Annotated in this window: 12 protein-coding genes; 3 read left to right on the top strand and 9 right to left on the bottom strand. The window is 71.6% G+C overall.

Annotated features, from left to right (window positions below; translation table 11 throughout):
- From BFF94_RS31555 to BFF94_RS31545, 3 genes are all read left to right on the top strand, one after another.
- The coding region (locus BFF94_RS31555) for an acetyl-CoA C-acetyltransferase (protein WP_219140224.1) at nucleotides 1-1,182 on the top strand (1,182 nt) is incomplete at its 5' end.
- Nucleotides 1,183-1,399: 217 nt separating this feature from the next.
- Nucleotides 1,400-2,143 (top strand): acetoacetyl-CoA reductase, encoded by a 744-nt coding sequence (gene phbB / locus BFF94_RS31550; protein ID WP_128847183.1) that lies wholly within the window; start codon nucleotides 1,400-1,402, stop codon nucleotides 2,141-2,143.
- 109 nt (nucleotides 2,144-2,252) lie between these two features.
- On the top strand, nucleotides 2,253-2,459 hold the full coding sequence (locus tag BFF94_RS31545) for a hypothetical protein (RefSeq protein ID WP_219140223.1): 207 nt from the start codon (nucleotides 2,253-2,255) through the stop codon (nucleotides 2,457-2,459).
- Nucleotides 2,460-2,549: 90 nt separating this feature from the next.
- Here BFF94_RS31545 and BFF94_RS31540 read toward each other — a convergent pair whose 3' ends face one another.
- From BFF94_RS31540 to BFF94_RS31500, 9 genes are all read right to left on the bottom strand, one after another.
- Entirely contained in the window at nucleotides 2,550-2,849 is a 300-nt protein-coding gene (locus tag BFF94_RS31540) for a hypothetical protein (protein ID WP_246637463.1), read from the bottom strand.
- 26 nt (nucleotides 2,850-2,875) lie between these two features.
- Nucleotides 2,876-3,379: a hotdog family protein gene (locus BFF94_RS31535; RefSeq protein WP_219140225.1), complete on the bottom strand. Its 504-nt coding sequence runs from the start codon at nucleotides 3,377-3,379 to the stop codon at nucleotides 2,876-2,878.
- The gene (locus BFF94_RS31530; protein WP_219140222.1) at nucleotides 3,379-4,194 is read right to left on the bottom strand and encodes a beta-ketoacyl synthase chain length factor; all 816 of its coding nucleotides are present in this window, start codon (nucleotides 4,192-4,194) and stop codon (nucleotides 3,379-3,381) included. Before BFF94_RS31530 ends, BFF94_RS31535 begins: the two co-directional genes overlap by 1 nt.
- Before the next feature lie 8 nt (nucleotides 4,195-4,202).
- Nucleotides 4,203-5,414 carry a beta-ketoacyl-[acyl-carrier-protein] synthase family protein gene (locus BFF94_RS31525; RefSeq protein ID WP_219140221.1) on the bottom strand — a complete coding sequence of 404 codons (1,212 nt, stop codon included), beginning with the start codon at nucleotides 5,412-5,414 and terminating at the stop codon, nucleotides 4,203-4,205.
- 63 nt (nucleotides 5,415-5,477) lie between these two features.
- On the bottom strand, nucleotides 5,478-6,371 hold the full coding sequence (locus BFF94_RS31520; RefSeq protein ID WP_219140220.1) for a polysaccharide deacetylase family protein: 894 nt from the start codon (nucleotides 6,369-6,371) through the stop codon (nucleotides 5,478-5,480).
- A complete protein-coding gene (locus BFF94_RS31515; RefSeq protein WP_219140219.1) occupies nucleotides 6,368-8,836 on the bottom strand; it encodes an MMPL family transporter in 2,469 nt (822 codons plus the stop codon). The genes BFF94_RS31520 and BFF94_RS31515 overlap by 4 nt, the downstream gene beginning before the upstream one ends.
- Nucleotides 8,836-9,501, bottom strand: coding sequence for an outer membrane lipoprotein carrier protein LolA (locus BFF94_RS31510; RefSeq protein WP_128848232.1), 666 nt, complete (start codon nucleotides 9,499-9,501; stop codon nucleotides 8,836-8,838). The genes BFF94_RS31515 and BFF94_RS31510 overlap by 1 nt, the downstream gene beginning before the upstream one ends.
- A complete protein-coding gene (locus tag BFF94_RS31505) occupies nucleotides 9,498-10,475 on the bottom strand; it encodes a lysophospholipid acyltransferase family protein (RefSeq protein ID WP_219140218.1) in 978 nt (325 codons plus the stop codon). Before BFF94_RS31505 ends, BFF94_RS31510 begins: the two co-directional genes overlap by 4 nt.
- Complete coding sequence (locus BFF94_RS31500; RefSeq protein ID WP_219140217.1) at nucleotides 10,472-12,232, bottom strand: AMP-binding protein; 1,761 nt, start codon at nucleotides 12,230-12,232, stop codon at nucleotides 10,472-10,474. Before BFF94_RS31500 ends, BFF94_RS31505 begins: the two co-directional genes overlap by 4 nt.
- Nucleotides 12,233-12,237: the final 5 nt, after the last annotated feature.

Below are 12,237 nucleotides of genomic sequence, written 5' to 3'. Positions count from 1 at the left end.
ATGACGGACGTAGTGATCGTATCGGCCGCGCGGACCGCGGTCGGCAAATTCGGCGGCTCGCTTGCGAAGATTGCGGCGCCGGAGCTGGGCGCGACGGTGATCCGCGCGGTGCTGGAGCGTGCGGGCGTGAAGCCCGATCAGGTCAGCGAAGTGATCATGGGCCAGGTGCTGACGGCCGGCTCGGGGCAGAACCCGGCGCGGCAGTCGCTGATCAAGGCCGGGCTGCCGGCGGCAGTGCCGGGGATGACGATCAACAAGGTGTGCGGCTCGGGCCTGAAGGCCGTGATGCTGGCGGCGAATGCGATCGTCGCGGGCGATGCGGAGATCGTGATCGCGGGCGGCCAGGAGAACATGAGCGCGTCGCCGCACGTGCTGCCGGGCTCGCGCGACGGGTTCCGGATGGGCGACGCGAAGCTGGTCGACACGATGATCGTCGACGGGCTGTGGGACGTGTACAACCAGTACCACATGGGCATCACGGCGGAGAACGTCGCGAAGGAATACGGGATCACGCGCGACGAGCAGGACGCGTTCGCGGCGCTGTCGCAGAACAAGGCGGAAGCGGCGCAGAAGGCCGGTCGCTTCGACGACGAGATCGTGCCGGTGTCGATTCCGCAACGCAAGGGCGAGTCGCTGCAGTTCGCGACGGATGAATTCGTGCGTCACGGCGTGACGGCGGAATCGCTGGCGGGGCTGAAGCCGGCGTTCTCGAAGGAAGGCACGGTGACGGCGGCGAATGCGTCGGGGCTGAACGACGGCGCGGCGGCGGTGCTGGTGATGTCGGCGCAGAAGGCGGCGGCGCTGGGCCTGACGCCGCTGGCGCGGATCAAGGCGTACGCGAACGCGGGTGTGGATCCGAGCGTGATGGGGATGGGGCCGGTGCCGGCATCGCGGCGGTGCCTGGAGCGCGCGGGCTGGACGCCGGGCGACCTGGACCTGATGGAGATCAACGAGGCGTTCGCGGCGCAGGCGCTGGCGGTGCACAAGCAGATGGGCTGGGACACGTCGAAGGTGAACGTGAACGGCGGTGCGATCGCGATCGGTCACCCGATCGGCGCGTCGGGCTGCCGGATCCTGGTGACGCTGCTGCACGAGATGGCCAAGCGCGATGCGAAGCGCGGGCTGGCGTCGCTGTGCATCGGCGGCGGGATGGGCGTCGCGCTCGCGGTCGAGCGCGTCTGAGCAGGGTCTGACGACATGGTTCGCCCGTGGCGCCGGCAGGCACCGCAGGCGGGCAAAGCGGTTTTCGCGCGCGACAGGCAGCCAACAACAAGCGCGAGGTTCCGGTGCGTGCCGCGCCCGCGACGCGGGCGGCTGCGCATCGAAGCGGTGGGGCGGCAGCATGTGCGATGCCGTCGCCCCGCTTTCATCGATTACTTTTTTGTCGGTAATAAATAGTATGACTAAGCGAATTGCAGTTGTGACAGGTGGAATGGGCGGCCTCGGCGAAGCGGTCAGCATCAGGTTGAACGACGCGGGCCACCAGGTAGTCGTCACGTATTCGCCGAACAACACCGGCGCGGACCGCTGGCTGACCGAGATGCACGCGGCCGGCCGCGAGTTCCATGCGTACCCGGTGGACGTGGCCGATTACGACTCGTGCCAGCAATGTATCGAGAAGATCGTGCGGGAGGTCGGCCCGGTCGACATTCTCGTGAACAATGCGGGCATCACGCGCGACATGACGCTGCGCAAGCTCGACAAGGTCAACTGGGATGCGGTGATCCGCACGAACCTCGACTCCGTGTTCAACATGACGAAGCCTGTCTGCGAGAGCATGGTCGAGCGCGGCTGGGGTCGCATCGTCAACATCTCGTCGGTGAACGGCTCGAAGGGTTCGGTCGGCCAGACCAACTACGCGGCCGCGAAGGCCGGCATGCACGGCTTCACGAAATCGCTCGCGCTGGAAGTCGCGCGCAAGGGCGTGACGGTGAATACGGTGTCGCCGGGCTACCTCGCGACGAAGATGGTCACGGCGATCCCGCAGGAGATCCTCGACACGAAGATCCTCCCGCAGATTCCGGCGGGCCGGCTCGGCAAGCCCGAGGAAGTCGCGGCGCTGGTCGCTTACCTGTGCTCGGAGGAGGCCGGCTTCGTGACGGGCTCCAACATCGCGATCAACGGCGGCCAGCACATGCACTGACGCGCGGCGGCCCGGACGGCATTCGCGAACGTGCCGGGCCGCGTTCCGCTGTATCCAGTGCCGAAGCGGCGGCAGGCGCGCCGCTTCGGCCCCGCATTCCGGAGAAGGCATGGGCGACACCTGGATGGGACTCGCGATCGGCGGCTCGGCACTGGCCGTCGCGCTGACGATGGCGATCTCGCTCTACTGGCTCGAGCGGCGCCGCGCGCGGCTGCTGCGGAACTTCGATCATCGCGATTGCTGGCTCGTCGCGTACGGCAAGTGCATCGCGCGCGGGCCGGCGAGGCGGGCACGCCGGATGCGCGCCGCGCGTTGACGGCGGCGGTAGCGCGGCGTTGACGCGTCACGATCGACGAGCGGTCACGCATCGCGCGCATGCAGTCGGTGAGGCGCGCGATGCGTGTGCTCAATCGCTCTTTTCGCTCTTGCTGCCCGACTCGCCCGAGTCGTTCTTGTGGAAGATCCGCTTCGTCGTGCGCTTGGTGGCGTCCCACCCCTCGCGCGACGCGTGGGCGACCCCGTGCCCGACCGACTTCGCGGCGCTCGCGGTCGCGTGACCGAAGCTGCGGGCCGCCTCGCCGGTCTTGTGCGCGGCTTCCTTCGAATCGCGCTTGATGTCCTGTTTTACTTCCGACATGTCCGCGTGCGCGATCGGGCTGATCAGCGCCAGAACGAGCGCGGTGCCAATGAACTGACGAACTTTCACGACCTGGTTTCCTTGGGTAAATAGCTTCATCGAGGATTCGCATTGCCGGCAGGCGCCGGGCGAAACGCGCCGCCCGTCGATGCGTCGAGCATCACCGCGGCGCGGCCGGACAGCAGCACGCGATCGCCGCAGCGCAGCGCGAAGCCGTACAGCACCGAACGGCCGTCGCCGCTCACGCGTTCCGCGTCGACGGTGAGCGGCTGCTCGAACGTGTCGAGCCGGTCGACGAACGCGTCGACATTGCGCACGCTCGCGAGATAGCCGACGCGCGGGTGCGCTTCGTGCACGCCGAGCAGCGCGCCGTGCACGGCCATCGCCTGCGCCGCGTATTCGATGCCGCAGACCGATGCGAGCCGGCCGTGCGAGCGCAGTGGATTGTGCGGATCGCGGTGGCTCGTCGCGGTGCAACGGATGCGTTCGGCATCCCACGCATCGACCGTATCGAGCACGCACATCGCGCCGCCGTGCGGAATGTGCGCGGCGATCCACGCGTGGTCGAGCGGCGGCGTCAACGTGATCGTTTCAGCCATCATGCGCGCTCCGCAACGGTATCCGGCATCGCGATATCGACCTGCACGCGCGTATCGGCCAGGTAGTCGAGCACGACGCGCATCGAACGCCGCGCGGCGAGCGCGTCGAGCAGCGGCAGCACGCGCGCGGCCGGATTGCCGGTGCGCAGCGCGTCGAGTTCGGCATTCGCGAGCGTCGTGGCCGGCGCGTCGGTGAGCTGTACGTCGATACGGGCGAGCGCGCGTTCGCTCGCTTCGGGCGCGAGCACGAGCGCGACGCCGAATGCGTCGCCGATCGGCCGCACCGCGCGCAGCGGTTCCGGATAGTCGGTGTCGTAGGCGATCAGCAGGCTCGGCACGCGATCGACGACGACCTGGCACAGGCTCTCGAGCAGGCCCGCGGCAAAGCTGCCGTCGTGCGCGCACAGCACGTTCGACGTCGCCATCGCGCGGGCCGCGATGCTCCAGTAACCGGCCGGCGCATTGTGCACGGAGTTGTGGAAGCGGGTCGGCGATAGCTGGCGATCGTCGCCGGCAAGGGCTTCGCAGATCGCGTGGCAGTTCTGGCCGTCGCCGCCGGACGCGCTGAACACGGTCGCGAGCGTGGCCGCATCGCGTCCGCTCGCGGCCGCCGCCTCGTGGCCGACCGCGAGCGCGACGCGTACGACGGGGCCCGTGCGGCGGCGCTCGGCCGACGGCAGGCCGGCCGGCGGCGGCAACTCGGTACGGGCGGGCACATAGGGTACACGGCCCGCGAGCACGTCGGCCGCGTGCGGCCAGTCGTTCAATCCCGGCCCGACGAGGCCGATGCTTTCGATGAAGGCGGTGAGTGTCATGTCGGGCCTCAACGGCGTGCGTGGTCGGCGCGGCCGAGGATCAGGCTGCAATTCGTGCCGCCGAAGCCGAACGAATTGGAGAGGACGGCGCGCACGCGCGACTCGCGGCTCGCGAGCACGTAGTCGGCGGCCAGCGCAGGGTCGGGTTGTGTCGTGTTGACGCCGGCCGGCACGAACTGCTCGCGCAGCGCGAGCGCGGCGACGACCGCTTCGAGCGCGCCCGCCGCGCCGAGCGTATGGCCGGTCGCGCCCTTCGTCGAGCTGCACGGCGTGCTGGCGAACAGCGTGCCGAGCGCGCGGCTTTCGGCCGCATCGTTGCTCGGCGTCGCGGTGCCATGCAGGTTCACGTAGTCGATGTCGTGCGCACCGAGGCCGGCGCACGCGAGCGCCTGCTCGATCGCGACGCGCGCGCCGAGCCCTTCCGGATGCGGCGACGACATGTGATGCGCGTCGCTCGATTCGCCGATGCCGAGCAGCAGGATCGCGTTGCCGTCGAGCGCGGCGGGCGGCTCGGGCACGCGCTCGACGAGCGCGAACGCGGCGGCCTCGCCGATCGAGATGCCGTCGCGCGCGACGTCGAACGGCCGGCATGGCCGGCGCGACAGCAGTTCGAGCGAATTGAAGCCGTACAGCGTCGTCAGGCACAGCGAATCGACGCCGCCGACGACGGCCGCGTCGATCAACCCGGCCTCGATCATGCGCCGCGCGGAGCCGAACACCTTCGCGCCGGACGAGCACGCGGACGAGATCGCCATCGCCGGCCCGCGCAGCGCGAAATACGCGCGCACGAACGCGGCCGGCGAATACGGGTTGTGCGTGTGCGCATAGTGGAAGTCGGCGGGCAGCGCGCCGCTCGCCGGATCGCGGCGCTGGTACGCGCGCTCGGTCTCGAGGATGCCGGCCGTGCTCGTGCCGACGAACACGCCGACGCGCGCCGCGCCATGGCGTGCCACGGCCGCCGCGACGCTTGCGTCGAAGCCGTCTTGCGCGAGGCCGAGCTGCGCGAGGCGATTGTTGCGGCAGTCGAAGTCGGCGAGGTCCGCGCGTACGGGTTGCGCATCGACGCCGTCCGCCGCACCGATCCACGTGTCGAGATCCGCGCGCTCGAAGTTGCACGGCACGAGCCCGCCGCGCGCATGGCGCAGTGCATCGAGGGTCGCGTCGAGGCCGTGGCCGATGCAACTGGTGGCGGTGAAGTGCGAGAGCAGGAGAGGTTTCACGAGGGTCGCATCCGGTGGCCGGAACGGGCGCCGCAGCAGGGCTGGCAGGCGCGCCGTTCGAGGTCAGATTTTATCAAACGGGGGTGCCGAGCCACCCGGCGCGCGCGGGCCGCCCGGCGGTTCGGGCGCGAGCGCCGCGCGCAGCGTGGTCCAGTGCAACCGCGCGTCGTCGGCCGCGCGCAGCACCGCTTGCAGCACGTCGAGCACGACCGGCTCGCCGCGCGCGTCGCGCGCCGCGTGGCCGTCGTGCACGAGCAGGATGTCGCGCGGTGCGAGGCCGTGCAGCAGGCGGCGCGTAACGGTCGCGGCATCGCGCGCGCGCGTGTCGAAGCCGCGGCGCGTCCAGCTCGCAAGCTGCAGGCCGAGCTCGCACAGCACCGGTTCGAGAAACGGATTGCGCAGGCCGGCCGGTGCGCGGAAGAACAGCGGGCGCGTACCGGCGATCTCGGTCAGCGTCTGCTGCGCGGCCGCGATCTCGCGCCGCAGCGCGGCGGGCCCCGACAGCGAGAACGTATGGCGGTGCCGCTGGCTGTGGTTCTCGACCGCGTGACCGCGCGCGACGATCGCTTCGATCCACCGCGGATGGCGGCGCGCGAGATCGCCGATGCAGAAGAACGTCGCACGCGCGTCGTAACGGTCGAGCAGGTCGAGCACGCGCGGCGTGACGTCCGGGTCCGGGCCGTCGTCGATCGTCAGTGCGATCCGGCGGCCGGCGCTCGCCGGCAGGCGTGTCCAGTTCGGGCCGAGCAGCGTGCTGCGCGGCCACAGGCCGGCTGCGGTCAGCGCGAGATGCGACGCGACCACGCCACCGACGGCCCACGGCCACGCGCCCGGCTGCGCGACGACGGCGGCGGCCGCGCCCGCATGCAGCGCGGCCGTGCCCGCGATCAGCGGGGTCGGCTTCCAGCGGCGCGTATCGCCGGCACGACGGGGCGGGACGGATGACGGTGCGTTCATGCGCGGCTTCCTGGATGACGATTGCCGGGCGCGGCGGCTGCGCGCGGCGCGAGAATCGCCGCGAATGCGAGCGCGAGCATCGCGCCCGGGCCGACGGTCAGCCCGAAGGTTTCGAGCAGCGGCACGTGCGACAGCGCGAGCAGCCCGAAGCCGGCGACCGTCGCGAGGTTCGCGATCAGCAGCGACACGAGCGTGGTCGGCGTGACGGGTTGCGCGTCGTCGCGCTTGCAGAAGAACAGCGCGTAGTTCGAGCCGACCGCGACGATCAGCAGCATGCCGACGAGGTGCAGGATCGTCAGTTGCACGCCGGCGAGCGCGAAGCCGGCCGTCACGACCAGCACGGCCGCGACGAGCGGCGCGAGCACGCGCACGACGCGGCGCGGCGAGCGCAATGCGATCAACAGCAGCACGGCGATCGCGGCAAAACCCGCGAGCGACAGCCGGATGTCTTCGTGCACGTAGCTCACGTACAGGCGATCGGCTTCGGCCTTCATGTCGACGAACAGCGCATCGGGCACGCCCGCGCGCGCGACGGCCGCGCGAACCGGCGTCGCGTCGAGCCCCGGCGCCGGCTGCGCGGTGCGCGCGGCGTCCGGCGCGCGCAGCGGCAGCATCGCGCTCCAGCGGCCCTCGCGTTCGGTCAGCAGCGCGTCCACGGCGAGCGCCATCGACGTGCCGCGCAAGTCGGCGCGCGTCAGCAGCGGCGCGTGGCGCGTGGCCTCGACATCGGCGATGAACGGTGCGAACAGGCCGGGTTTTACCGCGATCGGCTGATTCGCGACGGCGTCGCGCATCCGCGCGGCGAGCGCGTCCGCATCCGGCAGGCTCGCCTGGCGCGCGCGCTGCGCGGCGTCGCTCGGCAGGTAGCGCGCGGGGCTTTCGAAACCCGCGAGCGCGCCGCGCTCGACGAGCGGCTGCAACTGCGCGGCGACCCGTTCCGCGCGTTCGAGCGCGGCCTGTTCGGTCGGCGCGGAAATCACGACGAGATAGCGCACGTCGGGCGCGCCGACATCGGCGCGCAGCCGTGCGTCGAGCGCCTGGGCTTGCGCCGGCACGGGGCTGAGCGCGGCGAGCTCGCGGCTCCACAGTCCGTCGCGATGCAGTACGAGCGTCGCGAGCGCGGCGACCACGAGCGCGGCGAGCGGCCAGCGCAGCCGCGGCGCGGCGTCGGCCGCGCGCGCGAGCACGGCGCCGACGCGCGACACGTCGCGGATCGCGACATGCTCGCCGCGCAGGTGCGGCAGCACGAAGCGCGTGACGAGCGCGGCGGCCGTCAGCCCGGCGATCGAATACAGCCCGAGCTGCACCAGGCCCGGGAATCCGGAGAACAGCATCGACGCGAAACCGCACACGGACGTCAGCACGCCGAGCCGGATCGTCGGCCAGTACGCGGCGAGCCACGCGCGCGTCGCGTCGGCCGGGCGCACGGCGCCGCGCGTGCCGGCCTGCGCCGATTGCACGAACAGGTAGATGGAATAGTCGACGGCTTCGCCGATCAGCGTTGTGCCGAAGCCGAGCGTCAGCCCATGGACCGTGCCGAACGCGACGCTGACCGCCGCGATTCCCGCCGCGACGCCCGTCAGCACCGGCAGCAACCCGAGCGCGAGCGTGCGCGGCGAGCGGTACAGCGTCAGCAGGAGCGCGACGATCAGCACGACGCTCGCCGTCGACAGCCGTTCGACGTCGTGCCGGATCGTGTCGCGCATGTCGACCGAGAACACGCCGGGGCCCGTCATCGCGAGCGTGGCGGCGGCCGCGTCCGGCACGGCCAGCTTGGCGGCGGCGAACGCGCGGCGCACCGCGTCGATCGCGCGGGCCTGCGCGTCGGTATCGGAGCCGGCGGCGGCCGTCTGCACGACGAGCACCGCGCGCGTGCCGTCGTGCGACGCCCACACGCCGTCGCGGCTGGCCGGTTCCGCCGCGCTGTCGAGCTGGTCGACGAGCGCGGCGACTTCGCCGGTCGGGTCGCGCGGCAGCATCGCCTTGGCCACGAGGCCGGCCGACGAGCTCAGCAGGTCGAGGCTGTCGCCGAGCGCCTGGTGCAGGCCGTCGGCGCTGAAGCGCCGCGGCGTGACCGCCGGGCTCAGCAGGTAGCGGTGGTCGAAGATGAATTGCCGGTCGCGCGCGTCGTTCGCGGCTTCGCCGTTATGAACGGCCGCGAACCGCGGATCGGCGCGCAACGCGCCGGCGACGCGCCGCGACAGCGCGGCGCGCGTGGCGGCATCGCCGCCGTCGATCGCGACCAGGATCAGCCGCGACACGATGCCGTCGCGCAACTGGTCGACGAGCACGCGCTGCCCGGCGCTCGGCGAGCCGGGCAGGAATGCGGACAGGTCGGCCGTGAAGTGCGCGCGCCCGATCGCGATGCCGCACGCGACGAGCGCGAGCAGCCACACGAGCACCGCGCGCTGCCGCAACGCATGCAGGCGACGGCTGACGGGCGAGGGCCGGATGCGTTCGTCCATCAGTTCGGGTTCGCCGGAACGGGTTGCAGGCGCATCACCGAACGATCGCCGTCGGCCTGCCGGATCGCGACGCTGCGCAACACGTCGCGCGTGCCGTCGAGCGTGATCGTGCTGACGACCTTCAGCATCCGCGAGTCGAGCGGCGTGAGCGTCAGCGTCCAGTCGTCGCCGCGCCCGGCGAGCGCGACCTTGTAGATTTGCTCGAGCGCGAATCGGTTGCCGGCGAGCGTCGCCCGGATGCTGTCGATGAACGCGCCGAGTTCCGGATAGCGCGCGAGCGCGAGCGTGTACTTGCGGTTGTTGCGCTCGACGGTGAGCATGTCGCCGTCGACGACGAGGTGTTCGGGCTTCGGGCTCAGCGTGTGCTTCTCGAGATGGTCGGGCGCGACGAACACGAGTTCGCCGGACGATTCGACCGGCTGCGTGGCGATCGACAGGTACTTGGTCTCGGTGAACGTCGCGCGCCCCGACTTGTGCTGCGCGAGCGTCGACATCAGCCGGTCGAGGCTCCACGTCGAACCCGTGTCGGCTGCCTGCGCGGGCACGGCCAGCGCGATCACGGCAGCAGTTGCCGCGATCGCGACGGCGAGCGTGCGGACGGCACGATGCAGTGCGGGCGGGAACGGGGGCAGGCGGCGGGGCGGAAAGCGGCGAACGGCGGTCATGCGTCGGAATCCCTCGTGGCGGGCAGGTCGGCACCGGCGTGCGCCGCGTCGCGGCGCGCGGCCGCGGCATCGCCGGCTTGCCAGAAATCAAAATAGTTGAACCAGTTGTACGGGGCCGTGCGGCAGTACTTGTCGAGCAGCGCGACGTAGCGCGCGAGCGCCGCGTCGACGGCCGCCGCGCGCGCGTCGCGCCGCACGTCGGAGAAATCGGCGAGCGTCTCGAAATGCACGTCGTAGCGGTTGCCGTCGCGATAGAGGCCCGCCATGAAGATCACCGGGCGCCGCAGCATCGCGGCCATGTAGAGCGGGCCGAGCGGGAACGCGGCCGGCGCGCCGAGCAGCGGCAGCCGCCGCAGCGACGCGGCCGAGTCGTCGAGCAGCGTGCGGTCGGCGAGCATGCCGACCATGCAGTTCGCGTCGAGGCGCTCGCGCACCTTCAGCATCGAGTCGACCTGCCCGAGCGGGATCACTTCAGGCACCGCGGCGGGATTCACCGCGGCGAGCGTTGCGTTGATCTTGCGCGCGTTCTTCTCGTACATCGTGACGACGACGCGCAGGTCCGGATGCGTGCGGCCGATCGCGCGCACGACCTCGAAGCTGCCGAGATGCGCGCCCATCAGGAACGCACCGCGTCCGCCCGCGAGCGCATCGTCGACGAGCGTTTCGCCGTGCAGCCGGATGTCGAACAGGTCGAAGCGCCCGTTCATCAGGTAGATGCGGTCGTGGATCGTCGCCGCGAACGTGAACACGTGCCGGTACACGTCGCGCCAGCGCGCGGGGCGGCCGAGCACGCGGTGCAGGTAGTCGCGCGATGCCGCGCACGCGAGCGGCGAGAACAGCACGAAATACGTCGCGATCAGATGCAGCACGACGCGCGCGCGCTGCCGGCCGAAGCGCAGCGAGATCCACGTCATCGCGCGCAGCAAGCCCGCGTTGCTGCGCTCCTGGCGTTCGGCCCACGCGGTGCGCTTCATGGCCGCGCGCCGTCCTGCGCGGCCGGCGGCGCGGACAGTACGCCGGTTGCGACCTCGCGTGGCCCGGCGCGCAGCGTGAAGCGGATCGCGCCGCTGGCCGCGGCGTCGAACGCGAGATCGAGCGGTTCGCCGGGTGCGACCGGGCTCAGGAATTTCGCGGAGCCGAGCCGCCATGCGTGCAGCGGACGGTTCAGCGCCGCGCCGATCGCGTGGATCGCATGATCGAGCAGCACGACGCCCGGCACGACCGGATGGCCGGGGAAGTGGCCGGGCAGCGCCGGATGGTCGGCGGGAATCGTGAATGCGAGCACGGGCGCGGGCGTGCCGGCCGTGTCGCGTTCGGGCGTCGGCGCGGCTGCGGCGCGCGTGTGTTGCGCAACGAGCGCGGCGAGCACGTCGCGCGGCAGCTTGCCCGTTTCGTTGCGCGGCAGCGCGTCGACGAACACGAGCGGGCGCGGCATGAACGCGGGATCGATCCGCTCGCGCAGCGCGCGCTGCAGATCGGCCGCCGCGAGCGTCGGCGCGACGACGAGCGCGACGAGGCGCGTGACCGGTTCGAGGCCTGCGTCGGCGTGTGCCGGCGCGGCTTCGTCGGGCATGAAGAACACGCCGTCGATCACCTCGGGAATCGCATTGAGCTGATGATTCAGGTACGCAAGCGACGTGCGCTTGCCGGCGATGTTGACGAGGTCCGCCTTGCGGCCGTGCAGCAGGAACCGGCCGTCGCCGAGCAGTTCGAGCGCGTCGCCCATCGGCACGGACGCCTCGACGTGCCCGCCCGACACCCAGACGGTCGGGCCGCCGTCGTCGCACGTACCGTCGGCATCCGGCTCGTCGCGCGCGTCGAGCCGGATGCCCGGGAACAGTTGCCACGTCGCGCCTTGCGACGTGCGGCGGGTCGCGATCTGGCCGGTCTCGGTGCTGCCGTAGATCTCGACGAGCGGCGCGTCGAGCGCGGCCTCGGCTTCGCATGCGAGCTTTTCCGACAGCGGCGCGGTGGCCGACAGCACGAGCGCCGCGCGCGGCAGCGCATGGCCGGCCGACAGCAGCGCGCGCAGGTGGATCGGCGACGTGACGAGCACGCGCGGCTGCGGGATCGCGTCGAGTTCGTCGCGAATGTCGACCGGGTAGAACGGCTGGCGGTTGCTGAACGCGAGGCCGCCGATCAGCGCGAGCAGCACCGTCGACTCGAAGCCGTACATATGCTGCGCGGGCACCGTGCCGATCAGCGTGGCCGCGCGGCCGTCGAGCAGTCCGAGGCGGTCGGCCGCCGCGCGCACGCAGCCGACCAGGAAGCCCCAGGTCTTGCGGTGCGGCACCGGCGCGCCGGTCGAGCCGGACGTGAACACGTAGGCCATGATCCGCGCCGCGTTGATCTGCGGCACGGCGAACGGCGCATCGCCGGCGAGGCCGCCCGGTGCGGCATCGGGGTACGCGAAGCGCGGCAGGTCGATCGCGCAGTCGGGCGCGTCGTGCAGGCAGAACGCGTCCGGGGCGAACGACGCGAGCTGGCGGACCATTTCCGGCGTGTGCGTCGACGGCAGCAGGCTCACCTTGCCGGCGACGAGCGCCGCGCACAGGCTGACCGCGAAGCGGTAGCGGTCGCGGCACACGTTGAACACGTGAGCGCCGGCGGGCAGCGCGGCGGCCACGCGCGCGACGTCGGCGACGAACGCACGCACGGTGACGGGCGCGCCGTCGCGCCAGGCGATCGTCTGGTCCGGCGAGGAGTGGAATACCAGCGGGTGAGTCGGCATAAATC

The sequence above is a fragment of the Burkholderia catarinensis genome, assembly GCF_001883705.2.
In the GTDB taxonomy this organism is placed as follows: domain Bacteria; phylum Pseudomonadota; class Gammaproteobacteria; order Burkholderiales; family Burkholderiaceae; genus Burkholderia; species Burkholderia catarinensis.
This window is presented reverse-complemented; position numbering and strand designations above follow the sequence as displayed.